Source organism: Indolivaga alginatilytica, from assembly GCF_003201355.1.
GTDB lineage: Bacteria > Bacteroidota > Bacteroidia > Bacteroidales > Dysgonomonadaceae > Dysgonomonas_A > Dysgonomonas_A alginatilytica.
In genome coordinates this window covers 16929-42075 of the sequence record NZ_QICL01000014.1, presented here as the reverse complement: position 1 = coordinate 42075, position 25147 = coordinate 16929, and the positions used below count along the sequence as shown (strand labels likewise).

Annotated in this window: 24 protein-coding genes and 2 pseudogenes; 14 read left to right on the top strand and 12 right to left on the bottom strand. The window is 36.1% G+C overall.

Annotated elements, in window-relative coordinates; translation table 11 throughout:
• Positions 1 to 113: 113 nt before the first annotated feature.
• The 3 genes and pseudogenes from CLV62_RS11710 to CLV62_RS22365 form a co-directional block, all read left to right on the top strand.
• Positions 114 to 1019: a sugar phosphate nucleotidyltransferase gene (locus tag CLV62_RS11710; protein WP_110310971.1), complete on the top strand. Its 906-nt coding sequence runs from the start codon at positions 114 to 116 to the stop codon at positions 1017 to 1019.
• A 106-nt stretch (positions 1020 to 1125) separates the two neighbouring features.
• A complete protein-coding gene (locus CLV62_RS21940) occupies positions 1126 to 1386 on the top strand; it encodes an AbiH family protein (protein ID WP_146212733.1) in 261 nt (86 codons plus the stop codon).
• A pseudogene (locus tag CLV62_RS22365) lies at positions 1311 to 1994 on the top strand (AbiH family protein); the annotation flags it as partial. The gene CLV62_RS21940 and the pseudogene CLV62_RS22365, both read left to right, overlap by 76 nt.
• A 317-nt stretch (positions 1995 to 2311) precedes the next feature.
• On the opposite strand, the pseudogene CLV62_RS11695 reads toward CLV62_RS22365, so the two are convergent.
• Together CLV62_RS11695 and CLV62_RS11690 are read right to left on the bottom strand one after the other, a co-directional pair.
• Positions 2312 to 3463 (bottom strand): annotated as a pseudogene (locus CLV62_RS11695) (THUMP domain-containing class I SAM-dependent RNA methyltransferase); the annotation flags it as partial.
• 93 nt (positions 3464 to 3556) lie between these two features.
• Positions 3557 to 5107 (bottom strand): glycoside hydrolase family 10 protein, encoded by a 1551-nt coding sequence (locus tag CLV62_RS11690; RefSeq protein ID WP_110310969.1) that lies wholly within the window; start codon positions 5105 to 5107, stop codon positions 3557 to 3559.
• 359 nt (positions 5108 to 5466) lie between these two features.
• Between CLV62_RS11690 and CLV62_RS11685 the strand changes: the two genes are divergently transcribed.
• Positions 5467 to 5706: a hypothetical protein gene (locus CLV62_RS11685; protein WP_110310968.1), complete on the top strand. Its 240-nt coding sequence runs from the start codon at positions 5467 to 5469 to the stop codon at positions 5704 to 5706.
• Between the two features lie 16 nt (positions 5707 to 5722).
• Positions 5723 to 6985, top strand: a complete 1263-nt coding sequence (locus CLV62_RS11680; protein WP_110310967.1) for a metallophosphoesterase family protein — start codon at positions 5723 to 5725, stop codon at positions 6983 to 6985.
• Between the two features lie 10 nt (positions 6986 to 6995).
• On the opposite strand, the gene CLV62_RS11675 is transcribed toward CLV62_RS11680, so the two are convergent.
• A complete protein-coding gene (locus CLV62_RS11675; protein ID WP_110310966.1) occupies positions 6996 to 7631 on the bottom strand; it encodes a hypothetical protein in 636 nt (211 codons plus the stop codon).
• Positions 7632 to 8164: 533 nt separating this feature from the next.
• On the opposite strand from CLV62_RS11675, the gene CLV62_RS11670 reads away from it, so the two are divergent.
• The 5 genes from CLV62_RS11670 to CLV62_RS11650 all read left to right on the top strand — a co-directional run bounded on the left by CLV62_RS11670 (position 8165) and on the right by CLV62_RS11650 (position 13786).
• Positions 8165 to 9415 (top strand): hypothetical protein, encoded by a 1251-nt coding sequence (locus CLV62_RS11670; RefSeq protein WP_110310965.1) that lies wholly within the window; start codon positions 8165 to 8167, stop codon positions 9413 to 9415.
• The gene (locus CLV62_RS11665) at positions 9412 to 10971 is read left to right on the top strand and encodes an aldolase catalytic domain-containing protein (protein ID WP_110310964.1); all 1560 of its coding nucleotides are present in this window, start codon (positions 9412 to 9414) and stop codon (positions 10969 to 10971) included. Before CLV62_RS11670 ends, CLV62_RS11665 begins: the two co-directional genes overlap by 4 nt.
• A gap of 74 nt (positions 10972 to 11045) precedes the next feature.
• Positions 11046 to 11729 (top strand): acylneuraminate cytidylyltransferase family protein, encoded by a 684-nt coding sequence (locus CLV62_RS11660; protein WP_110310963.1) that lies wholly within the window; start codon positions 11046 to 11048, stop codon positions 11727 to 11729.
• A gap of 88 nt (positions 11730 to 11817) precedes the next feature.
• Positions 11818 to 12858, top strand: coding sequence for a glycosyltransferase (locus CLV62_RS11655; protein ID WP_110310962.1), 1041 nt, complete (start codon positions 11818 to 11820; stop codon positions 12856 to 12858).
• Positions 12851 to 13786 (top strand): glycosyltransferase family 2 protein, encoded by a 936-nt coding sequence (locus CLV62_RS11650; protein ID WP_110310961.1) that lies wholly within the window; start codon positions 12851 to 12853, stop codon positions 13784 to 13786. Before CLV62_RS11655 ends, CLV62_RS11650 begins: the two co-directional genes overlap by 8 nt.
• Before the next feature lie 75 nt (positions 13787 to 13861).
• Here CLV62_RS11650 and CLV62_RS11645 read toward each other — a convergent pair whose 3' ends face one another.
• On the bottom strand, positions 13862 to 16477 hold the full coding sequence (locus CLV62_RS11645) for a valine--tRNA ligase (RefSeq protein ID WP_110310960.1): 2616 nt from the start codon (positions 16475 to 16477) through the stop codon (positions 13862 to 13864).
• 223 nt (positions 16478 to 16700) lie between these two features.
• On the opposite strand from CLV62_RS11645, the gene CLV62_RS11640 reads away from it, so the two are divergent.
• From CLV62_RS11640 to dinB, 4 genes are all read left to right on the top strand, one after another.
• The gene (locus CLV62_RS11640; RefSeq protein ID WP_050710309.1) at positions 16701 to 17042 is read left to right on the top strand and encodes a TM2 domain-containing protein; all 342 of its coding nucleotides are present in this window, start codon (positions 16701 to 16703) and stop codon (positions 17040 to 17042) included.
• Between the two features lie 55 nt (positions 17043 to 17097).
• Complete coding sequence (locus CLV62_RS11635) at positions 17098 to 17469, top strand: TM2 domain-containing protein (protein WP_110310959.1); 372 nt, start codon at positions 17098 to 17100, stop codon at positions 17467 to 17469.
• Positions 17426 to 17839 carry a DUF2752 domain-containing protein gene (locus CLV62_RS11630; protein WP_110310958.1) on the top strand — a complete coding sequence of 138 codons (414 nt, stop codon included), beginning with the start codon at positions 17426 to 17428 and terminating at the stop codon, positions 17837 to 17839. Before CLV62_RS11635 ends, CLV62_RS11630 begins: the two co-directional genes overlap by 44 nt.
• A gap of 132 nt (positions 17840 to 17971) precedes the next feature.
• On the top strand, positions 17972 to 19072 hold the full coding sequence (gene dinB / locus CLV62_RS11625) for a DNA polymerase IV (RefSeq protein ID WP_110310957.1): 1101 nt from the start codon (positions 17972 to 17974) through the stop codon (positions 19070 to 19072).
• Here dinB and CLV62_RS11620 read toward each other — a convergent pair.
• The 8 genes from CLV62_RS11620 to CLV62_RS11585 form a co-directional block, all read right to left on the bottom strand.
• Positions 19053 to 19646: an RNA polymerase sigma factor gene (locus tag CLV62_RS11620; protein WP_110310956.1), complete on the bottom strand. Its 594-nt coding sequence runs from the start codon at positions 19644 to 19646 to the stop codon at positions 19053 to 19055. The genes dinB and CLV62_RS11620 overlap by 20 nt on opposite strands.
• Before the next feature lie 156 nt (positions 19647 to 19802).
• Positions 19803 to 20441: a pyridoxamine 5'-phosphate oxidase gene (pdxH, locus tag CLV62_RS11615; RefSeq protein WP_110310955.1), complete on the bottom strand. Its 639-nt coding sequence runs from the start codon at positions 20439 to 20441 to the stop codon at positions 19803 to 19805.
• A gap of 1 nt (position 20442) precedes the next feature.
• Positions 20443 to 20910 (bottom strand): hypothetical protein, encoded by a 468-nt coding sequence (locus tag CLV62_RS11610; protein ID WP_110310954.1) that lies wholly within the window; start codon positions 20908 to 20910, stop codon positions 20443 to 20445.
• 93 nt (positions 20911 to 21003) lie between these two features.
• The gene (tsf, locus tag CLV62_RS11605; RefSeq protein WP_110310953.1) at positions 21004 to 21828 is read right to left on the bottom strand and encodes a translation elongation factor Ts; all 825 of its coding nucleotides are present in this window, start codon (positions 21826 to 21828) and stop codon (positions 21004 to 21006) included.
• 195 nt (positions 21829 to 22023) lie between these two features.
• Positions 22024 to 22866 (bottom strand): 30S ribosomal protein S2, encoded by an 843-nt coding sequence (gene rpsB, locus CLV62_RS11600; protein WP_110311027.1) that lies wholly within the window; start codon positions 22864 to 22866, stop codon positions 22024 to 22026.
• Between the two features lie 193 nt (positions 22867 to 23059).
• Positions 23060 to 23446, bottom strand: a complete 387-nt coding sequence (rpsI, locus tag CLV62_RS11595; protein ID WP_050710317.1) for a 30S ribosomal protein S9 — start codon at positions 23444 to 23446, stop codon at positions 23060 to 23062.
• 5 nt (positions 23447 to 23451) lie between these two features.
• Positions 23452 to 23907 carry a 50S ribosomal protein L13 gene (rplM, locus tag CLV62_RS11590; RefSeq protein ID WP_110310952.1) on the bottom strand — a complete coding sequence of 152 codons (456 nt, stop codon included), beginning with the start codon at positions 23905 to 23907 and terminating at the stop codon, positions 23452 to 23454.
• Between the two features lie 362 nt (positions 23908 to 24269).
• Positions 24270 to 25055: a hypothetical protein gene (locus CLV62_RS11585; protein WP_110310951.1), complete on the bottom strand. Its 786-nt coding sequence runs from the start codon at positions 25053 to 25055 to the stop codon at positions 24270 to 24272.
• Between the last annotated feature and the right edge of the window lie 92 nt (positions 25056 to 25147).

The following is a 25147-nucleotide window of genomic DNA, read 5'->3' as shown; positions in this document are numbered from 1 at the left end:
ATAGCCTGCTATATTTCTAAATATATCATTCGATACTTTCTTTTGCCTAAACAAATAAAAACTTAACTTTGACGTTATAAACCTTATAATATTATAACATAAAATACATTAGAATGAAACCTACATTATTTGTGCTTGCTGCCGGTATGGGTAGCCGTTACGGAGGTCTTAAACAATTAGATGGATTGGGTCCTAGTGGCGAAACAATCATGGATTATTCTATCTATGATGCCGTAAAAAGTGGATTCGGTAAACTGGTATTTGTGATTCGTAAATCTTTCGAAAAAGAATTCGTAGATAAAGTTGCATCTAAATACAACAAACATATTCCGGTAGAAATCGTTTTCCAAGAACTGGATAATCTTCCCGAAGGTTTTACTGTAAGTCCCGACCGTGTTAAACCATGGGGAACTAATCATGCCGTATTGATGGGTAAAGACGTTATCAACGAACCTTTCGCAGTAATCAATGCCGATGACTTCTATGGTCGCGACGGATTTGCAACTTTGGCTAAATTCCTTACCGATCTGGAAGGAAGCAGAAACCATTATTGCATGGTAGGATACCGTTTGTGTAATACACTTTCTGAAAGTGGATCGGTTGCTCGTGGTGTTTGTGCGAGTGACGATAAAGGTTTCTTGACTACTGTTACCGAACGTACTCACATCGAACGTAAAGATGGTAAGATTCAGTATAAAGAGGGTGAAAACGAATGGCATGAATTGGAAGAAAACACTCCCGTATCTATGAATATGTGGGGATTCACTCCTGAGTATTTCCAATATTCGGAAGATTTCTTCGTAGATTTCTTAAAGAAAAATCAAGATAACCTGAAGTCTGAATATTTTATTCCTCTTATGGTAGATCATTTGATCAAAAATAAAACTGCCGATGTAAAAATATTAGATACTACTTCTAAATGGTTTGGTGTAACTTACGCTGAAGATCGTCAATCGGTAGTTGACAAGCTTCAAGGTCTTGCCGATAGCGGCGAGTACCCTACTCCTCTTTGGAAATAAGATTGCAGAATACATTAAATAATAGAACAGAGAGGCTTTTGCTTCTCTGTTTTTATTTACAAATATTTGTATATTTGACGCACAAATTTAAGTATCAATAACTACGATGAATAACCTTATTATTATAGGAAACGGATTTGATCTGGCACACGGATTGAGAACTAGCTACAATCACTTTATTGAACATATGGTAAATAGTCACTGTAAAGACAGAGAATGCTATAAAGACTTATTTAAACTACCGAATTATATCAGTAATTATTCTATTCTAAAAGATGAAATTTTAGCACCATTCAGTTCTTTAGATACTTACTTGATGACCAAAATTATTGGAATAACTACGATTCTGATTACAATACCAGCCTGAGTGGTCAAAAACACGAGAACCTCACGTTCAAAAATCAGTTGATCTCTTCATTAGTTTGTCACTCATCTCTAAATAATTGGTGTGATATTGAAGTTAAGTATTTCGAGCTACTAAATATAGAAAATAGTAAACATTCTTATTTTCAAAATCCAAAACAATTAAATTACCATTTTGAGTTTCTAAAAAAATACCTTGAAGAATATTTAATTGAACAAGAAAAAGAAGCTAAACCAATTGAAAGCTATCAAGAATTTTTCTCTAATATAGATGCTCCAAGCACGCTCATATTAAACTTCAATTACACACATACAATCGAAAAATTGTATCAAAAAGAAACTAGCAATAGCAAAATCATTCACATACACGGTGAATTAGAAAATGAGAATAACCCTATTATTTTCGGCTATGCTGCCAGTCACGAAGAGTCTCGCGATTTATTAGGAAAAAACGACAAGGAATATCTTCGGAATATAAAAAAGCAATTGTATAAACGAACTGATAATGAACATCAACTTTCTAAATATCTAAATATCCATGAAAATATTTACCTCTCAATACTAGGACATTCATGTGGTTTCTCTGACAAATTAATTTTGAAGCAGATTCTAAATCATAAGAATATAAATAAAGACATGGATCAAGGAGATCGTTCTATTCGTATATTTTACTACAAAGAATACGAGTCTTATTTTGAAACGCAAGTAAATATCGATAGGATTATGAATGATGACGAACGTTTTAGAACACTACTTGTCGATTTTACAAGCAGCGATAGTACTCCTCAATTTGATGAGATTTCAGATTTAACGAACTTCTCAAAAATGCTACGAGACGTGTCAGAAAAAGAAAAAGAAAACCAAATGTTTCTGCCCCGAATTCGATTAATTAACAAAAAGAGAGGTTTTCACCTCTCTTTTTTACTTTACCCTTGTTCTTCTTCCTTATTTTTCTTATCATATTTTTTACCTGCAAACAGATCGTATCTTCTAAATTCACATTCCAAAGAACCATTTATAAGAGGTACTTTCTTTGATGGCTTCAAGCCTATCTTATCAAAGCAGTCTTTTCTATAACTAAGTATCCAAGCAGTATATCCTACGAATACGTGCTTCAATCTTTCACCTATCATTTCGTACATACCATATAAGTCATCCGATTTGATACGCTCTCCATAAGGAGGATTCGTTACCAGAATACCTTTTTCGGAGGGAGCTTCTTTGTATTGCTGAAAAGGCATTGCTTTAAGCTCTATATATTTGGCAACTCCTGCACTTTTAATATTCTCGGTCGAAATAGCAATAGCACTCTTCAAGATGTCTGAACCGTAAATCTTGTGCTTGAATTCTCTCTCGTTACTATCATCCTGATAAATGGTATCGAATAGATCTTGATTAAAATCAGGCCATTTCTCGAATGCAAAACCTGGACGATAAATACCCGGAGGTATATTCATCGCAATCATGGCAGCTTCGATAAGCAATGTTCCCGATCCACACATAGGATCAACAAAATCACATTCGCCTCTCCATCCGGTTTTAAGAATCATTCCTGCAGCCAATACTTCGTTCAATGGAGCTTCGGTTTGAGCTACCCTGTATCCTCTTTTGTGAAGAGATTCCCCTGAACTATCCAGTGATACTGTACATTGATTTTCCGAAATATGTACATTGATAAAGATATCAGGGTTGGTAATACTCACCGATGGACGTTTGCCCGTTTTCTGTATAAAATAGTCTGCAATACCATCTTTTACACGGTAAGCCACAAATTTAGAATGGGTAAACAACGATGAATAGACCACTTCGTCTATCACAAAGGTATTTTTCTCTGAAAGGAAATCATCCCATTTGAATTTCTTGATCTCTTCGTATACCTCATCGGCATTTTTTGCTTTGAACTTGAACAGTGGCTTCAATATCCTCAAAGCTGTACGACAATGTATATTTGCTTTGTACATCAACATCTGATCGCCTGTAAACGAGACCATTCTCCGCCCGATCTGAAGATTATCAGCACCTAAGGCGGTTAATTCCTCTGCCAAGACTTCTTCGAGTCCCGACATTGTTTTAGCAACCATTTCAAAAGTATTCCTACTCATCTAATTCTATTTCTATTTTTAAATAACTTCAATTTACGTATCAAAATAACAATGGCTCAAAAAAGCTTCCCGTTACAATGATAGTTTCTTAGCAACACCTTTCGACTCGTTATGAAAAGCATCAACTGCGGTCACAACATACTTGTATTTCTTCTTTCCTCCTTCATAAGGTAGTGGGTATTTTGTGTCGCGTGTAATACCTACAATGTTTCGGGCATCCTCTAAATTCTCAGATTGTCCTTGTGCAAATCTGTAAACCACAAAGTAAGTACCTGCTAGAGGATCTCCCTTTTCGCCATCTCTGTCCCAAACCAAAAGATGAGCAGCCTCTGTGTATTTCTCCTTCACATTCTTCACCTTCTTGGGTGTACCTCTATACATGTGTGTATAAGCAGGTATAAGCGATGGGTATTTATGATAGTTAGCTATCAAACTGCTGGTAACACCTCTATAATTCTCCACTATATTTTGACCATACCAAAAACAGTTACCATTTACGGCTTTGTAGCTTCTCGACAGTCTCATCTTTTCAGCCAACTGATTATCGCCCGAAGGCATTACAGCATCCATAGTCCGTTTTACATCCTGCCCGATATATAAGGGCTGTTCAAAATTATTATTTGCCCACCATTCAACAAGTGTTGCATAATCGGCAGCTTTATGACCTATTTCCCAATAAATCTGAGGCATATTATAGTCAATCCAACCATTCTTCACCCACAGTTTCACATCAGCATATAAGTCATCATAGTTTTGCAATCCGGTTGTATTACTTCCCGTTCCATTGGGAGTACTTCTTTTGTTACGGTATATGCCGAAAGGACTGATACCGAAACGTACCCAAGGTTTTGTCACTATGATGGTTTCTTTGATTTCTTTAATCAGTGAATTTACATTGTTGCGACGCCAATCGTCACGATGTGCCTGATCGAATCCCTGAGACGCGCCATAGGTTGCAAAACTACGGTCATCCGGAAATGGTTTTCCGGCAATAGGATATGGATAAAAATAGTCATCCATATGGATAGCATCCACATTGTATCGTTTTACAATATCTTTTACTACTTGACAAATAAAATCTCTGTTTGCCGGAATTCCCGGATCGAAGAAAATTTGTGTTCCGTATTTTACAAAACGATCGGGATACTGATAATACATATGATTCTTTATCAATACCTGATTTTCGGAAAGTGATACACGATAAGGATTTAACCATGCATGCAGTTCCATATTACGTTTGTGACATTCTTCGACTAAGAAAGCAAGCGGATCGAATCCGTCAGCCATTGGTTTACCTTGGGTTCCTGTAAGAAAGCTACTCCAAGGTTCCAGCTCCGAATAATAAAAGGCATCTGCCTGAGGGCGTACCTGAAAGATGACTGCATTGATACCCGCTGTCTGGAATTTGTCCAACACATCGGTAAAATAAGCCTTCATCTGCGTACTGTTCATAGACTTATATTGACCCTGCCATGCGGTTTGAATCCACGCACCTCTAAATTCTCTTTTGGGATATTGGAGATCTGCCGAGCTGGTTACCGTTTTCTTGCTTCCACACGAAGATAAGATAAGCCCTACCAGCAAAACAGTCAATAAATATTGATATCTGAAATACCTTTTCATCACTTGTTTTTGATATTTTAAATTTTGTTTTGCAAAAATAGAATAATTAATGCGAAGACTAAAGCTTTTGGGCAGTAAACAAAAGATAATCTAAATCTTAAGTTCGCAGAACTATTTATTACTTTGGTAAGCAAAACAACCAAAGCCTGTTATAAACCCAAAGTATATCATTAAATACTTTCTTTTACTTAACTTAATTGACCCATATTATTTATAGCTTTTTAAAGGCTGACAAACTTTTATTTCTCTGATAAATGAACAATGTAAAGACAATAAGCATTTAACTTTAGTTAAGCAAGCCTGATATTATATCCGTTTTGCTACTTTTGTAAAACTTGAACATTACAATTTCCATAATTATGATGCCGGAACAGATTACTGAAATAATAATTATCGCAAGATATATCTTAATCGCTTTAGCTATAGTAGGAGTTATTGTCCTTGCTTTTGGTATATATCACCGTAATAAGAAATTGATAGGAAGGGGGGCATACCTGATCATTCTGTCCATTGTAGTAAGTGTCTGCGGATACGTAATCTACGAAAAAACAAAACAAAGAACATACCAAATGCTTCAGAATACTTACATTACCTATTAAAGCAACTCTGAAAACAATGAGATACCATATTATATTCTCTATAATACTTTTCTTCGGATGGAGTTTCACTTCGTGCGCCCAAGACCCCCAAAGCCTCAAGATAGGGGTAATAAGCGATCCTCACTACTTATCGGAGCAATTGATGGATAATGGTTCTGCAATTAAGAATGCAGTGAACTCAGGCGGAAAAGCGATACTTGACGTACCTCAGATCTTAGATCAAGTGTTAGCCGACTATTTAAAGAGTGATATAGAAATATTGCTTATTCCGGGAGATATGACTAAAGACGGGGAAAAGCAAAGCCATATTGATTTTGTCAAAAAACTTCAACCGCTTATTGATAAAGGCGTAAGAGTTTTTGTCGTTCCCGGAAATCACGATGTAAATGTTCCCAATCCGGTACGTTACGAAGGTGATAAGACATACCCCGTCGAAAGTGTTACCCCTATGGAGTTCAGACACATTTATAGCGACTGTGGTTACAACAGAGCATTAAAACGAGATACCGCATCACTCAGCTATGTAGCTCAGTTAAGTAATGATATCTGGCTATTAGCAATCGATGGATGCCGATATAAAGAATATACCACATCAACAATCTCATCGGGGCAAATATCGCCTGCAACTGAACGGTGGATTATAGAGGTAATGAACGAAGCCAAGCAGAAAAACATTCAGGTGGTGAGTATGATGCACCACGGATTGGTAGAACATATTATGTTTCAGGCAACCTTTTTCAAAGATTATGTAATCAACGATTGGCAACGCCTTTCTCCTCTATTTGCAGATTTAGGTATGAAAGCAATATTTACAGGACATTTTCACGCCAACGATATAACAGAATACCGATCACCGGCAGGCAATAAGATTTATGATATAGAAACAGGCTCTCTTTGCGCTTATCCATTCCCTTATCGCTTTATTGAATTGAATAAAAAAGGAATGAAAATATCAACAAAGAATATTACATCTATCCCCGATAATTCAAAACTGGCAGAACAGAATAAGACCATAATGCAAGAACGTGGTCGTGCAATTGCTATCGGCAAAATACGCTCGATAGGCTTGCAGCTACCCGATACTACTTTATCATTAATGGCTGATATGATCGGGAAAATATTCGTGATGCATCTTGCCGGAGACGAAGTAGTAGACGAAGATTTAAGAAAAACGATCAAACAATTGTCTAAAGAACTGGATTCGTCAGTTCCTGTTCCTGCTGATAATATCGAATTAGATTTTTATCCGGCTGATAATAATGTAGAAATCATCTTCTAGTCCTAAGACTCTACTTTTTCAATTCGATTCTTATTATATCTTCTTTTACATCAATTGAACTGCTCGGATAATATTTTTCGACAAATCCCGACAGCGCTTCTATTGTCGGATAGTCTCCTTCTCCTGTAAAAGAGCGTGCATCATCGATCAATAATACATGCTCTTGTTCCGATTTAAATATAGCAGACAGCTCTCCATAGATAGGACACTCTGAATCGCCTTTTGCAGTTATACCGCCGGAATAATGACCATCAAGCCAAAATATAGCTTTCTCATTCATTTTGCAGGTTAAGGTATGTAACACCTTACCACTATCGCCTTGTAATATGTTTATATAAGAATATTTTTTAAATCTTTTTTGAGCTTTTAAACTTAACTTTTCGCTTAACTCAATTGAATAGATCTTTTTAAAATTATTTCTCTGTGCCCATACCATATCTCCTAAATATGTTCCTGTTTCAAATAATGTTTCTATGCTATATCTTTTTTTATATGCATTTATTACATTTTGTTTTACGATATGTGGAACCGGTATAGGTCTGCCTTCTTTTTCCCATTTTGATAATTGATTATCATATTTACTTTTGAGATAAGTATCTTGTACAGATATCGGCATAAGCATCAGTAATTCTTTAAAAAAAACCATAGTTTTCCGGTGTTTTATTTAAAGGTCTCAGACCTTTTTATTGTTTTAATAAAAGTAGTTGACAAGTAAACGGAGCAGAGGCTTGTAAAATTAAAGACTTTCAGTTACTCAGTCAAAATAACTCATCGTAAAGATATGTAAATAACAGTAAATGCTAAAATCGAATAAACTAAACATATCACATTTCTCATAAGGTGACAAAAGTAAGACATTTTTCACGAGTTTTATTTTTCCTTATTAATTGTTCGTGCGTTCACTGATAACTGGTTACATAAACAGATAAAATAACTTTTCTGCTGATTCTTATTTTTTACAGATATGTATCTTATATAATGTGATTTGATTAACTTTGTACTTTACATGTATTCTTTAGTAAATGAAAGTATTTAATGATGTATTTTCAAGTTGTAACAAACTATAGATATTACACTTACCGAAACATTAAACAGGTCTGAGACCTTAAAATAAAAAAGAGTTACCTAAAAACGAATAAAGAAACAAAGTCTCGCCACTCATTGTTATTATAAACTTACATGGATAAAACGTATTATAATCGATATAAGTCTTTACTTGAGAAGTTAAATTATACATACAAAGGGTATAATGTAAAGCTTCTGGTTCCGGGCTATTTCACATTCCTGTTTAGTGACGATGCTATTTCGGCAAGAGAGGTATTTAAAGAGTTTTACATCAGCACACAGATTAAAGACTTAAGCAAAGTTCTTGATACTAAATCATCTTCTGTTATATCATTTCTTATAGATAGAGACGATTATCAAGACTTAGCAAATTCGGTAAAGTCCATTTATCCCGATTCTTCAATTGTTAAACTGTCCGCCCTTCCCAATAAGAAAATATCCTTCCTCAGTTTTTCATATTTCAAGCACTTGGCTAAAGCATTTAAACTCATTTTTGGTCGCTCAATTGGCGAATCTTTTATGACTAAGCTGTTTTTAGTAGGCTTATTGACCAAGCTGTTTAACCAGATAAATGCATTGGAAAAGGCACAATGTCCCGAAAACATCAAAAGATATATTTGTTTCAATGCAGCTTATAAGGAAGAAAGCTTACTTACCCTTTACTTCAAAAACAGAGGGATAGAAACCATATCGATGCAGCATGGAATTTTTTGCGATTTCAAACTAATGATTCCTTTCGACTATATCAATTTCGGCAATATGATAGCCGACAAGCTTTTGTGTTGGGGACAATCGACGGTCGATTATCTGACTTCAAAGGGGATAGACCAATCAAGATTAATATTGATGGGAAACCCTAAATACAAGGATGTAACGATTGGGCACGTAGATCAATCCTTTACCAAATGTCTGGTTTTACTGGGACGGGCTATTTACATTCCATCTAATGACAGGCTACTTTCTTTACTCAAAGAATTTAATAAGAACCATAATAATAAAATACTGTTCTATATAAAGAAGCACCCTTTTTTGATGGATGTGGAACATAAATCGTTTGCCAGCATTTCCGACAATATGATTTTCCTTGGACGGGAACATTCGGTACAAGAAGTGCTAAGATCAGATATGGTCAACTTTACGATTGCTGTTAATACAACTGCTTATTACGAATCGTTGGCTTTAGGTAAGATTTCCTTACGATGGTCTGAATCAGAAAATGAAGAATTTATCGGTATGGACGACAAATTTGTAAACCTACCGGAGTTCGAAACTAAACTAGATGAGTTTAGCCAAAAACCGGAGGAAGAGGTCAGACAGGAAATGAAAGATATTATTAAGTATGTATTTAATCCGCAACTATCATGATAGATATAGTAGACTGTACCCTTAGGGATGGAGGATATTACACCAATTGGGATTTTAATGAAAACCTGACTCTTAATTATTTTCAGGCAATGGAGAAACTGCCTGTTTCGTATATTGAAATCGGGTACAGATCTTTAGTTCAGGATGGATATAAAGGGGAGTATAATTACTGCCCCGATTATATATTGAAATACGCTCGTCAGCATATGCCTTCGAAGAAAATAGGCATTATGTTGAATGAGAAAGAAGTTAAGATAGATGATCTTGAAAAGCTCTTATCTTCTTGCAAAGGAACAATAGACATTGTAAGAATGGCTGTTGACCCTGCCAATATAAAACGTGCAGGAGAAACTGCTGCTCGCATCAAAGAAATGGGATTCGAAATGGGATTCAACGTAATGTACGTATCCAAATGGATGACTGAGTATCCTGATTTCATGACAGATGTAGCCTCATTAAATGGTAAAGTTGATAGCTTCTCTATGGTTGATTCTTATGGAAGTATATTCCCGGAAGAAGTAGAAACCATAACCCGACACCTAAGATCGGTACTGCAATGTAAAATTGGTTTTCATGGTCATAACAATACCGAATTGGCATTTGCCAATACACTGGCAGCCATAAAAGCTGGATGCGAACTTATTGATACTACTATTACGGGAATGGGACGAGGTGCAGGTAATATGAAAACCGAACTGCTACTATCTTACTTCTCCTCAAAAGAAGGTGTATCGTTAGATTTCAACAGCCTAAGTACTACTGTTGCCGATTTTGAACGTTTAAAAGAAGAATATGGTTGGGGAACCAACCTTCCTTATATGGTTTCGGGTTTCAATTCACTACCACAAAAGGATGTGATGGATTGGGTTACTCGTCGCTTTTACTCTATCAATAGTATCTTGCAGGCATTGCATAATATGAAGGATAAAAAAGGAGACAACCTAAAACTTCCTATCTTCAATTCTGACAAATCACATTTCGACACTGTGCTTATTATAGGAGGAGGTCCAAGTGGAGCCAATTGTGCGACCGCAATAAAACAGTTTATAAAGAAACAAGAAGACAAAAGCATCTGCATCATTCATGCAAGCAGCAAAAATGCAGGTTATTATAATGACATAGATATTCCTCAGTTTTTCTGCTTAGTAGGAAACGAAGGACACCGTTTAGAGAAAGTATTTGCAGACTTCGATCTGAATAAAATTTCGTGTGTTCTACCTTCTTACCCTCGAAAAATGGGAACTTATATTCCTCAACAGCTAATAGACAAGAGCTTCGAGCTTAAAGAAGTAACATTCTCTCCACTTTATCAAGATTCGCATACAGCATTGGCATTGCAAACAGCAATAGAATTATCTGCAACAACTGTATATATTGCAGGATATGACGGCTATGATGGCTTGATAAATGAAAATGAAAGACTACTCACTTCCGAAAACGAATATCTGCTTTCACAGATTGTAGATAAAAGACCCGATATAGAGGTAGCAACCATAACTGCTACAAAATATCAAGGAGTGAAAAATTTATCGGTATACCGATTATTAATAGATTAAAGGTTTCAGACCGTGTTATTGCTTTCATAAATATAAATACGACAGTTAGTTATAACTAAATAATGTTTTATTAAATGAAAATATCAGTTTTTCTTCCATGTAGGGCAGGCAGCGAAAGAGTTCCTCATAAGAACACTCGCACTTTTGCAGGTATTGAGGGTGGACTATTAAAGATAAAATTACAACAACTGGTAGCTTGTAATGCTATTGACTCTATTGTTTTGTCTACTAATGATGAAGAGGTAATTCAACTAGCCGAAACAGTATCAAGCGATAAAATAAGAATAGACAGACGACCTGAGCATCTGGCAACATCAAGCACATCTACTGATGATCTGGTAAAATATGTACCTACTATCATCACAGAAGGAGCTGTCTTGTGGACTCATGTAACATCACCCTTCATTGATGGTAAAATATATGAAGAAGCAATCGATGCCTATAAAAATGCTCTAAGTAAGGGCGATCATGATTCTCTAATGTCAGTCACTGCCTTGCGAACTTTCATCTGGAATAAAGAAGGTGCTGTAAATTATAACCGCAACAAAGAGAAATGGCCAAGAACCCAAACTATTGAGCCGCTTTACGAAATCAATAGCGGGATATTTCTGGCAGATATAGATATATACAGAAATCTTGAAGACAGAATCGGAAAGAAACCATTCTTATTTGAGAATAATGATATAGATTCTTTCGACATCGATTGGGAAGAAGATTTCTTTATAGCAGAAGCTATTTATAAAAAACTAAGGTCATAGACCTTTTTAGTAATTATGTAGTAACTCGGACAGATATACAAGTCTGCCACTACAAGTAAACATACAACGATATTATTGAATGTAACTTATGACTCCTACTATCTCTATAATAATCCCGATCTATAATATGGAACAATTTCTGGGGCGTTGCCTTGATTCCGTTGTGAATCAGACCTACACCGCTTTAGACATTATTCTTATAAATGATGGATCAACGGATTCTTCGGGAGATATTTGTAATGCTTATGCACAGAATGACCCTCGCATAAATGTGATACATCAAGCAAACGGAGGAGTTTCATCTGCCCGTAATGCAGGATTAGATATCGCAACAGGAGATTATATAAGCTTTGTAGACCCCGATGATTACATAGAGCTAAACACATACGAAACTCTTATACCTTATCTGGATAATAACAGCATAGATATACTTAGATTCAATGCATACCGGAAAAGTGAGATATTGAATCAACTGCCTTTTAAAGGAGAATATTCAGGGGAAAGATTTGAGCAAGAAATCGTATTACCAATGGTTGGATCAGAGAAATTCGGAGGTATGTTTATCCTCGGAGTTCTTTGGATTCATCTATTCAGAAGAAAGGTTATCGAGAAAAATCATATCCGCTTCAATAAAGAATTGAGGAGATGCGAAGACCGACTATTCACCATCACAGCGATGTTGCATTCAAACAGAATGTTCTTTATAGATTCTGTTCTCTATCATTATCAGGTAAACGATGAATCTCTGTCTAACAGATACGATCCTATCCGTTGGCAACAAGAATTAATATTTCTTGATGACCTTAAGAAAGCATATACTCACGTAAAATCTGATCCGTTTATAACAGAAGCCAATAAGAGGATTAAAAACGATTACACATTAAGAGCTGTTACCTCTATTAATAATGAGTATTTTACAAATAATACGAACAGCTTCTTCAAGCGATATAAAAATATTAAAACAATAATAAACAATCCGAACACCAGATTGTCTATAAAAGATATACAGAGAGAGAAATCAGGATTAAAAGGAGATTTAATAATCGGAATGATTAAATATCGCCTCATTCTTTTGCTCAACCTCTTCAACACTCTAATTTTATACAAAAACAAAGTTATAAATGGATAAAATATCAGCAATTGTTCCCTGCTACAACGAAGAACAGGCTCTTCCATATTTATACGAAGAACTAGTAAAAGTAGCTCAACAAATGAATGGACAAGATTTCGAGTTCATTTTTGTGAATGATGGCTCTAAAGATAAAACGCTACAAGTTATCAAAGAACTTAGAAAAAAAGATGACAGAGTACGTTATGTCTCATTCTCTCGAAACTTCGGCAAAGAAGCAGCTATATACGCTGGACTTGAGGCTGCAACAGGCGACTATGTTGCCATGTTGGATGCCGACCTTCAAGATCCACCACATTTACTGGTTGAGATGTATGAATCTCTTAAAACTGAAGATTTTGATTGTGTTGCAACCCGTAGAGAAGACCGTAAGGGCGAACCTATCATACGTTCATTTTTCGCCAAACAATTCTATCAGCTGATCAATAAAATATCGGATACCGAAATTGTAGACGGAGCCAGAGATTTCAGATTGATGTCTCGTGCAATGGTAAATTCAATCTTGCAGGTAGGAGAATACAACAGATTCTCGAAAGGTATTTTTGGATGGGTAGGATTCAATACCAAATGGATTGCTTATGAAAATGTAGAACGTGTAGCCGGAGAGACAAAATGGTCGTTCTGGGGGCTATTCTTTTACTCACTCGAAGGTATTATAGCTTTCTCTACTCGTCCCTTGGCTATAGCCTCTGTATTTGGATTTGTATTCTTCCTTATATCACTCGTTTGGATTTGTATGATTATCACCAAGACTTTACTGTGGGGCGATCCCGTTCCCGGTTATCCGTCTTTGATATGTGCCATATTCTTTATTGGAGGTATTCAATTGCTTTGCTTGGGAATACTCGGACAGTACTTATCGAAAACTTATTTGGAAACAAAAAAGCGTCCTATATATATAGCTAAAGAAACAGAAACAACTGCTTAATGCATATCTTAAATAAAAAAGAGCTCTACCGTTGGTAGAGCTCTTTTTCTATAGGTATAGTATAAGGTCGTAACCTTATTTCTTTAAGCTTTGAATCGTTTCTTCAATGGTTTTGATCTTACTTTCAGCATCCGCTTGTTTTTTACGTTCTGCATCTACGACATCAGCTTTTGCATTAGCTACAAACTTTTCGTTACTCAGTTTCTTCATAACCGAATTCAAGAAACCTTGTTGATAAACAAGATCAGCTTCAAGTTTTGCAATCTCGGCTTCCACATCAATATTGTTACCCATAGGTACAGCAAATTCTGTGGTTCCTACAAGGAAAGATATTGCCAATGGATTTTTATCCGATGTCTTCCTGATCTCTGAGATATTACCCATTTTAGAAATAACAGAATTAAGTGAGTCATCATGATCTCCCATAATCTCTAATTCCAACGGATCTTTATTAGCTATATTTTTCTGTAATCTGATGGTACGGATACCCGAAACAATTTCTTTAACCTTCTCAAATGAATTCAGAAGATCGCTATCTACTATTTTAGCAGCAGGCATAGACGCAATCATTATGCTTTCTCCATCTTTTCTTTCTGAAAGAGCTTGCCATAATTCCTCTGTGATGAAAGGCATAAATGGATGCAATATTCTTAATAGCGAATCGAAGAAACCAAGTGTCTGCTGATAGGTTTTCGCATCGATCGGTTTTTGGTAAGCAGGTTTAATTACTTCCAAATACCACGATGAGAACTCGTCCCAGAACAATTTATAAACAAGCATTAGAGCTTCCGACAAACGGTATTTAGCAAACAGCTCATCTACTTCTGCAATTGTTTTCGACAATACATCATCAAACCATTTCACGGCAATAGTTGCTGCTTCGGGTTGCTCTATTGAGTTATCAACCTCCCACCCTTTTACAAGGCGGAAAGCATTCCATATTTTACTATTAAAGTTACGTCCTTGTTCGCAAAGAGCTTCATCAAAAGGAATATCATTTCCTGCAGGAGCCGTAAGCAGTAAGCCCATACGTACCCCATCTGCTCCATACTTAGCCATCAGCTCAATAGGGTCAGGAGAGTTTCCTAATTGTTTAGACATCTTACGACCTTGCTTGTCGCGAACAATTCCTGTAAAGTATACATTCTGAAAACATGGTTTCTTGCGATATTCATAACCCGACATTATCATACGGGCTACCCAAAAGAAGATAATATCCGGACCTGTTACCAAATCGCTCGTAGGATAATAATACTCTATATCCTTATTATCAGGATGATTTATGCCATCAAATACCGATATAGGCCATAACCATGAAGAGAACCAAGTATCCAGACAGTCTTCATCTTGGCGAAGATCTTCCATCGTTAAGCTTGGATTCTTTTTTTGAGCTTCAATCAAAGCCAGTTCGGGAGTCTCTGCTACTACATAGCCACCTTCGGGCAAATAGTATGCAGGGATACGATGTCCCCACCAAAGTTGACGGCTTATACACCAATCTTTGATGTTCTCCATCCAATAACGGTATGTATTTTTATAGCGTGCCGGATAGAATTTTATTGTATCGTCTTCAACAGCATCAAGAGCCGGTTTTGCCAAATCTTCCATCTTTAAAAACCACTGCATGGATAGCTTTGGTTCGATGGGTACATTGGTACGCTCCGAGAAACCTACTTTATTGGTATAAGCTTCCGCTTTTTCCAAAAGTCCTGCTTCTTCCAAATCTTTTTCGATCTTCTTGCGGACATCAAATCTGTCCAGACCTTCGTATTGAAGTCCATGTGCGTTGAGTGAACCATCGTCATTGAAAATATCGAGAGCTTCCAAATTATGTTTCTCACCCAACATATAGTCATTTACATCATGGGCAGGAGTAACTTTCAGAAATCCCGTTCCAAACTCCATATCTACATAATCATCCTCGATGATAGGAACAACACGGTTTACAATTGGAACTATAACCTTCTTACCTTTCAGATGCGCTGTTTTCTCATCATTCGGATTGATACAAACAGCAACGTCTCCAAAAATAGTTTCAGGACGTGTAGTTGCAACAACAGCAAAACCATCTTCGCCTTCAACCTCATATTTTAAGTAATATAATTTACTGTTTTCTTCTTTATGTATAACCTCTTCGTCCGACAGAGCAGTTTTTGCAGCAGGATCCCAATTGACCATGCGAACTCCGCGATATACTAAACCTTTGCGATAAAGGTCTGCAAATACTTTGAATACGCTTTCCGAACGTTTCTCATCCAGTGTAAAACAAGTCCGATCCCAATCGCACGAAGCTCCAAGTTTACGTAATTGTTCGAGGATTATTCCACCATGTTCGTCAGTCCATTCCCAAGCATGTTTCAAAAACTCATCACGAGTAAGGTCTCTTTTATTAATTCCCTGCGAAGCTAATCTGCCTACCACTTTAGCCTCAGTAGCAATAGAAGCATGGTCTGTTCCCGGAACCCAGCAAGCATTTTTACCCATCATGCGTGCACGACGGACTAGTATATCCTGTATAGAATTGTTCAACATGTGTCCCATATGCAGAACACCTGTGACATTAGGAGGAGGAATGACGACAGTAAACGGCTCGCGACTGTCTGGTTCAGAATGAAAAAGATTATTTTTCATCCAATACTCATACCATTTATCCTCTACTTCCGCAGGATTGTACTTACTTGCAATTTCCATAATTAAAAAAATATTTTTCGAACTGCGAAAATACGAAAATGTTTGCAGATATGAATGCTTACCAAAAGATTAAATCATCCCTACCATGCATTAGCACCATAAGAAACTGTATTATAACATTATTATACAAAAAAACAGAATGGTTTTTAGCCTATTGCATAGTCCGTTTATTATGAATACTTTTGCCTTAATTTTAATAAAATAACTAACAAAAAAACACCCAATGGATCAAAACAAAATTGATATGTTTTTGGCTACAAATGGAAAGAAATTTTCAACAAGCCAACTTTCTTTAATTTCCAATAAACTAAGCCAATTAGATGACAGCAAATTTCAATTAGCTTTATCTTTGGATTATAAAGACCCAACAACCATGCTTATAATATCTCTTTTGGCTGGTCCTCTAGGTATAGACAGATTTATGCTAGGCGAAACTGGTTTAGGTGTATTAAAACTACTTACTGCTGGTGGATGTTGTGTATGGACAATTGTAGACTGGTTCTTAATACAAGATAAAGCAAGAGAATACAATTTCAATTTATTCACGCAAGCTCTTGGAGTCTAAACAAATGCAAAAGCTCTCTTTTATTTAAAATGAGAGCTTTTTTTTTCAGTATACTATGACTCAAAACGAGATAATTCTTTTTGTTGTTAATAATCAGAGTAAGTTTCCAAACCATCGCTTATCCGTTATTAAAACCAGACTGGAGGAAATGACTCCTCAGGAATCTATCATCGCAACTTCAATGAATTATAAAGATCCGTCGATGGTTATCTGCCTATCCGTTATGGTCGGATGTCTAGGCATTGACAGGATGATGATAGACGATGTTTTTCTAGGTATTATCAAACTGGTTACTTTTGGCGGATGTTTTATTTGGACTATTATAGACTGGTTTATTATAGGAAACCTGACTAAAGAGTACAATTACGATCTATTCATACAATATGCGAATAACATCGCCCATAAAACAACTACCACAGAGCTTTAAATATACTCTGGTAATCGCACTAGCTTATGCTTCCCTTTTGCTCATGGATCTTTATCAAAATCACGAGCATAATAGCACTATTTGCGTTTTCAAGAATCTTACAGGAATACCATGTCCCGGATGTGGACTAGGTCGCGCAACCTTAGCCCTTTTTAACGGAAACTTCATTCAATCATTCCATTATCACATATTGGGGATGCCCTTGACAATCTTTATCGTCATCAGCCTTATCTGTTTATTAACTGATACAATAAGAGGCAAAGAAGTCTTCATATCCAAGATTAACAGCCTGATAACATGGAAAGTCTATCTCCTGTTTCTCATTTTAACCCTATTTAGTTGGTATATCAATATTCAGAGAGGAATATAAGGTCTCAGGCCTTTTCCTCTCCCAAGTAATCACATCAATTACAACCAATTACCTCCATAAAAATATCAGTCAATACTTTACAACAGTTAATACAACCCGCTATTCTCGTTTTTCCTCTCTATTTCACTAAATTTGTATGTGAGGAAAATCATTCACATAGATATGGACGCCTTCTATGCTTCAATTGAGCAAAGAGACAATGAAGCATATAGAGGCAAGCCTCTGGCAGTAGGATATGCCGGGGACAGAGGTGTAGTAGCCGCTGCCAGCTATGAGGCACGTAAATACGGCGTAAGATCTGCAATGCCATCCAAAACAGCATCGCGAAAATGTCCCCACCTTATATTTGTTCCTGCCCGGTTTGATGTTTATAAATCTGTATCCAATCAGATTATGGATATTTTTCTAGAATACACTGATCTTGTTGAGCCCTTATCGCTTGACGAAGCTTTTCTTGACGTAACCGAGAACCACAAAGGAATACTTTATGCAACACAAATAGCTAAAGAAATAAGAAAGAAAATATACGAAGAGACATCTCTCACTGCTTCCGCAGGGATTTCTTACAATAAATTCTTGGCAAAGATTGCTTCTGATTACAAAAAGCCAAATGGATTATTTATAATAAGACCTAAAGATGCTGAAATCTTTGTTGAAAATCTTCCAATAGAGCGCTTCTTCGGTGTAGGAAAAGTTACAGCACAAAAGATGCATGAATTAAATATTAAAAACGGAGCTGACCTTAAAGCTAAAAGTGAAGGCGAACTGGTCTCTCTTTTCGGAAAAGCCGGACACATGTACTATCTTAATGCAAGAGCTATAGATGAAAGAGGTGTAGAACCCAACAGGGAGCGAAAATCAGTAGGATCAGAAAACACCTTCGGAAGAGATATTGACTCTTTTGAAGAACTGGCTCTGGAGCTTGACGAGATCGCTAAAGATGTAATAGAAAGGATAACAAGAAGTGAATTTTTCGGACGTACTATTACATTAAAGGCAAAATATGCTGATTTCAGGATAATAACCAGAAGTCGGACTTTACTCTCAATGGTCACAGACTACGACACCTTATATAGAGTCGGATTCGAGTTAATGAAGGATTTAGATATATCAGGAAAAGTACGCTTACTAGGTCTAAGTATAAAAAACCCAGATAGCATCATTGGAAACAATGCTATACAATTATCTTTAGAATTTAAGGACTGGGAAGATCTTAACCCACCGAAAGAATGATACCATTCTCTTCGGCCATTTTACGTATATTCAATATAGCATAACGCATTCTGCCCAAAGCGGTATTAATGCTTATTCCGGTCTGCTCCGAAATCTCCTTGAAGCTAAGTCCCTGATAGTACCTCATCTCCAAAACCTCACGTTGACTTTCGGGTAAAAAATGTATCAGCTTTTTCACATCTTGCAGAATCTGTCCATACACAAGCTGATCTTCGATTGTTCCTTCGCACAGATTTGCATTATTCAACAAATCAATCTCAGTTTCATCATTAGACACCGTATTCTCATTTCTTTCTTGTCTGAAATAATCTATCACCAGATTATGAGCTATACGCATTATCCAAGCTCTGAATTTGCCATTTTCTGTATACCGACCTTGCTTTATGGTTGTGATGGCCTTGATAAATGTTTCCTGAAAAACATCTTCAGCCATTTCTCTATTTCTTATTATGAAGTATATATAATTATATACGTTCTTTTGATGACGAATAAGAAGTTCATCAAAAGCAAGATTATTACCAATCGAATAAGAAATAACCAACTCTTCATCAGTCATGTTCTTTAATACATCCATTACTATATGTCTAAGTTACTATGAGTAATGATTTTTCGATAGGCTTTGTGTCTTTGGTTTATAATTAATACAAATTAATAATATTTATCTCACATATGCAAATCTTTAGTATCAATTTTACAAAGGATATTTTAACTTTTCAGGTTACTTTTTTAATTAGGGAGCCAGTCTGTTTATTTGCCAATCATTATTTTCATATATATACTGAATTCTGTCATGCAAACGATTTGAGCGCCCTTGCCAGAATTCGACTAATACGGGACGAACAAGATACCCACCCCAATTATCCGGTCTTGATATTTCTCCAGCTGAAAACCGATGCTCAAAGTCAGCAACCAAGCCCTCTAAATATTCCCTATCAGGTATTATTTCACTCTGAGGAGAAGACCATGCTCCTAATTTACTGGCTACAGGACGCCTCTCAAAGTAAAGGTCAGACTCTTCCGGCAGTATCTTCTCCACACGACCTTCTATACGCACCTGCCTCTCCAATTCGTTCCAGATAAAAGATAAAGCACAATTTGGATTTTCATTCATTTGTTTTGCTTTTCGGCTCTCATAATTTGTAAAAAAGACAAAACCTTCGCTTCTTATCTGTTTTAGCAAAACAACTCTTGAAGAAGGCTTCATATCCAAGCCGACTGTTGCCAGATTCATTGCATTTGGCTCTAAGGTTTCCGCTTCTATAGCCTCTTTGAACCAGACTTCAAACTGTGCTATCGGATTTAACAAAACATCCTTTTCATCTAAAGTCTTTAGAGTAAAATCTCTTCGTAAATCAAAAATATTAATCATATTATTTAAAACTTTTCTTTATTAGATTCTTCTTTACAAGGGAGATAAATTCCATTTTCTCATCATCCGTAATTTCCATCGATACAGTTAAAATTCGCCCATTCTTGTACAAAATTTCAACCTTCTTATCTACATTCAAATATATATCTTTTATTTCAACAAAGTATATATACTTTATTCTGTTACATCCGGTACGATAATACATTCCATTTCCATCAACTTCTGCCACCACCATTTGCTTTTTTCGAAAGAATGAAATTGAATTATTCCCGCAAGCTATTACTAAAAAGAAAGCTATGATAAAGAAAACAATAAATTCATCCAGTATTTCCAGAAAAAACTTTAGTGAAAACAATAGCGATAACGAGACCGAAACGGCAACCAAGGCAAACAGAAGAACTAATCCGCTTATGAAACAGATCAGAGCGTAAATTTTAGGTCTTCGCTTTGAAAAATATTGTTTTTTCATATTATTGTCTTTTCAGCTAAAGAGTATAAAGAAAAAAGCCATACTCAAGTTGAGTACGGCTTTCATATACTATATAATATTGAAATCAATTAATTACTCTGCATTCAAAGTAATACGTTTGAATTCAGTTACTGTCAATTCTTTATCTACAGATTGAAGATATTGTTCAATATTTTGTTTTGGATTCTTGATGAATTCTTGTTGAAGAAGAGTAAATTCTTTGTAGAACTTAGTCAATGCACCTTCAGCTATTTTTTCGATAAGATTTTCAGGCTTACCTGCTTCCAGAGCTTTTTCTTTTGCAAGATTCAATTCTCTTTGTCTGATCTCTTCCGATACATGCTCAGCTTTCAAAGCAACTGGATTCATTGCTGCAATTTGCATAGCAACATCTTTTCCTACCTGAGCATCTACATTTGCTTTATTGAAACCTACAATAGTTGCCAATTTATTACCCGGGTGAACATAAGCAATTACAGTTGGAGCAATAATAGTTTCATATGCGCCAATCTCCATTTTTTCTCCGGTTATACCCATGCGGTCTACAACCACATCAGCAATCTTACGACCTCCGATTTCCAGATTATTTAATGCATCCAAATCAGCAGGTTTATTTGCTAATGCCACATCTAAGATAGAAGTAGTCATACCAACAAACTCAGAGTTGATTGCAACAAAATCAGTTTCACATCTTACTGCAACAATTGCAGCAAAATCATTATTCGTACCAGCAAGTACACATCCTTCAGAAGCTTCACGATCACCACGTTTTGCAGCAAAAGCTTGTCCTTTTTTACGGATTACTTCGATTGCTTTTTCGATATCACCTTCTGCTTCTGTCAATGCACTTTTACAATCCATCATACCCGCACCTGTTCTCTTACGAAGGTTTTGGATATCAGCCATAGTAACTGCCATATCTTTATATTTTTTTGATTATTAATATTCTAGGTTTAAGACCTTTTTATTACTTTGGCAAGTATAATATCAACTGACAGTTGTAACTTTCAAATACGACATTAAATACTTGCTTTTTCTTAAAAAAGCAAAAGGTCAAGAGTCAGCCCAAAAGACTTATCCCTTAGCACTTACTCTTAACCTTTAGTATAATTATTATTCTTCGTCTTTAACGAATTTGCTTGTAACAGCAGCTTTCAAAGCTTCGTCATCATCTTTAGATGTACGTTCTTTTTTAGCTGTAGTTCTTTTGCGGTCTTTTCTTGCACCTTCTTCTTGTGCTTCAGCAGCAGTACTATCTGCTTTTTCTACTTTTCTTTCTTCCAAACCTTCTTTGATAGAATCGCAAAGGTGAGAAAGAATTACTTCGATAGATTTAGAAGCATCGTCATTTGCAGGAATAACAAAGTCAATATCAGCAGGATTTGAGTTTGTATCTACCATAGCAAATACAGGAATACCCAAACGTTGAGCTTCTTTTACTGCAATATGTTCTTTCAATACGTCTACGATAAACAAAGCGGCTGGCAAACGTGTAAGATCTTGGATAGAACCTAACGTTTTCTCCAATTTTGCACGTTGACGAACAACTTGAAGTTTTTCTCTCTTAGAAAGAGTATCAAACGTACCGTCTTTAATCATTTTGTCGATAGTCGACATTTTTTTTACTGCTTTACGAATAGTTGGGAAGTTGGTTAACATACCTCCTGGCCAACGCTCGATAACGTAAGGCATATTTATAGATAGTGCCAAATCAGCTACAACTTCTTTCGCCTGCTTTTTAGTTGCTACGAATAAGATTTTTTTACCTGATCTTGCTATTTGTTTCAAAGCAGCAGCAGCTTCGTCCGCTTTTGCTATTGATTTGTAAAGGTCGATAATGTGAATGCCATTACGCTCCATGAAAATATAAGGAGCCATTGCCGGGTTCCACTTTCTTTTTAAGTGTCCGAAGTGTACACCAGCTTCTAATAATTGGTCAAATTCTAATTTTGCCATTTTTGTTTTTTTAATGCGTTTACTTTCTTTTTCTGTAATTGAACTGCCGGGTAGCTCTTTGTTGAGAAGTCCCGCCAATTTAGATACTAAACGTAACTTTTGACCGACGTATCATCTACGCCTATATTTCTATCCTCCCCTATGAACTTATGCAACCAAAAGCAAATGCCCGAGGGAGAAAGCCATATCCAAATTAACGTTTTGAGAATTGAAATTTCTTTCTTGCTTTAGGTTGTCCCGGTTTTTTACGTTCAACAACACGTGGATCACGAGTCATAAACCCTTCAGCTCTTAGAGCAGGTTTATCATCAGCGTTGATCTTCACTAGAGCACGAGCAATACCCAGACGAGCAGCTTCTGCCTGACCTTTGTATCCGCCACCATTCAAATTAATCTTGATGTCATATTTTTCAGCAACACCTAATTTATTTAGAGGTTGGTTTACAACATATTGAAGAATTGTTGATGGAAAATAATTTGCTAGTTCTCTTTTGTTGATAACAATTTTCCCAGTTCCTTCGCTTAGGTATACGCGAGCTACTGCAGCTTTACGTCTTCCAATTGCATTTATTACTTCCATTGTTATTATTTAAGAGTGTTAATATCTATTACTTTTGGCTGTTGAGCATCATGCTTGTGCTCTGTTCCACCATACACATAAAGGTTCTTCAATACAGCCGCACCTAATTTATTCTTAGGTAACATACCTTTTACAACCTTATGCATTAAGCGATCAGCTCCTTTGCTCATCAATACCTGAGGAGTTGTTGCACGTTGTCCGCCCGGATAACCTGTATATCTCAAATACACACGATCAGTCCATTTGTTACCTGTAAGAACTACTTTATCAGCATTAATAACGATAACATTATCTCCACAATCAACATGGGGAGTAAAGCTTGGCTTGTACTTTCCTCTCAAAAGCATAGCCACCTTTGAAGCCAAACGGCCTAAAGTTTGACCTGATGCATCAATCACAACCCATTCTTTTTTAGCAGTTGCTTTGTTTGCAGAAATGGTCTTATAACTTAAAGTATCCACTTTCTTTATTTTTTAATTTGGTTAATGACTTTTATTTGACAACATTGGTTTTACTTATTTACTAAGGACACTTATTTAAGTAAATAACCAGCTATATATCAAATATTTATATTCACATTTATAATAATCGGCTCGCAAAGGTACAGATTTCCTGCGAATTATCAAAAAAATACGATTAATTATCCGAAAAAAGAAAGAATAAAAAAACGTGTCTCATAGCTTGCTCTATATTTTCACTATTTTTGATAGTGATTCTTGAGGCAAGTTCTTTTAATCTAAGCTATTTCTATAAATAAAAGGAGGATTTCCAAATTTGGAAATCCTCCTTTTATTTATAGAACACACTCTATTTATTCTTCAAATTAGTTTGTTTCATTCCAAAAGCCCAAGCCAACTCCCGGGTTCCAATAATTTACATCTTTTACCTTAGTTGAAGGATTTATGTAGATATATCTAAACCACAATTTCACAATCACTCCCTCTGAAGGAATTATTGTAGGAGTAATAGCTCCTCTAAAATCAGTAAAATTAACAACAACTGGCTTCTCTACAGTTTTTGGAGCCGCACCGTCTCCGGCAACACCTGTTTTCACTAAAACAACATCTACAATAGCTGTATTTGCAGGTAACTCTTTTCCGTCTTTATCTTTCTGATCATCCTTATTATAAGAAAAGATCACATCAAAATTTTGATCACCTTTCACCTCTGCCGAAAATTGGAACAACCATCTGTTTGAGAAAAGCATATTTTGATCCGCCACCTCTATAGCTACAGATTTAAAAGGACTATTATTCACTGTGGTATCCATAGCATGTCTTTCAACAGACTTCTGCGATCCCTTAGGATACACTTCATTTACCGTAATATAATCGGCTTGCGCAATATTAGAGCCACCCACATAATTCAGGTTCACCTTATAAGAAATCAGTGCTGCATCCTCAGCACTCACACCCGTTAGCCCCTCTCCTGTTATATAAGCCCTTCCATTAATGTAAATAACTGCATACAATACTCCACCACTATCGCTTTTCTTTATTACAGTAAACGTTTTTGTCGCCGAAGTTGTAGATTCATTATCTCCCAGACAGGAAGAAAAAACGACGGCCAATACAGCCACTACACACAAATATAAAAAAGTCTTTTTCATAATTAATTATTTCTATTGTTTCTATTTAGTTAGATATTAAGTAGCACTAAATATTTATTGCCACATATTACAATTACATATATATCTGATTA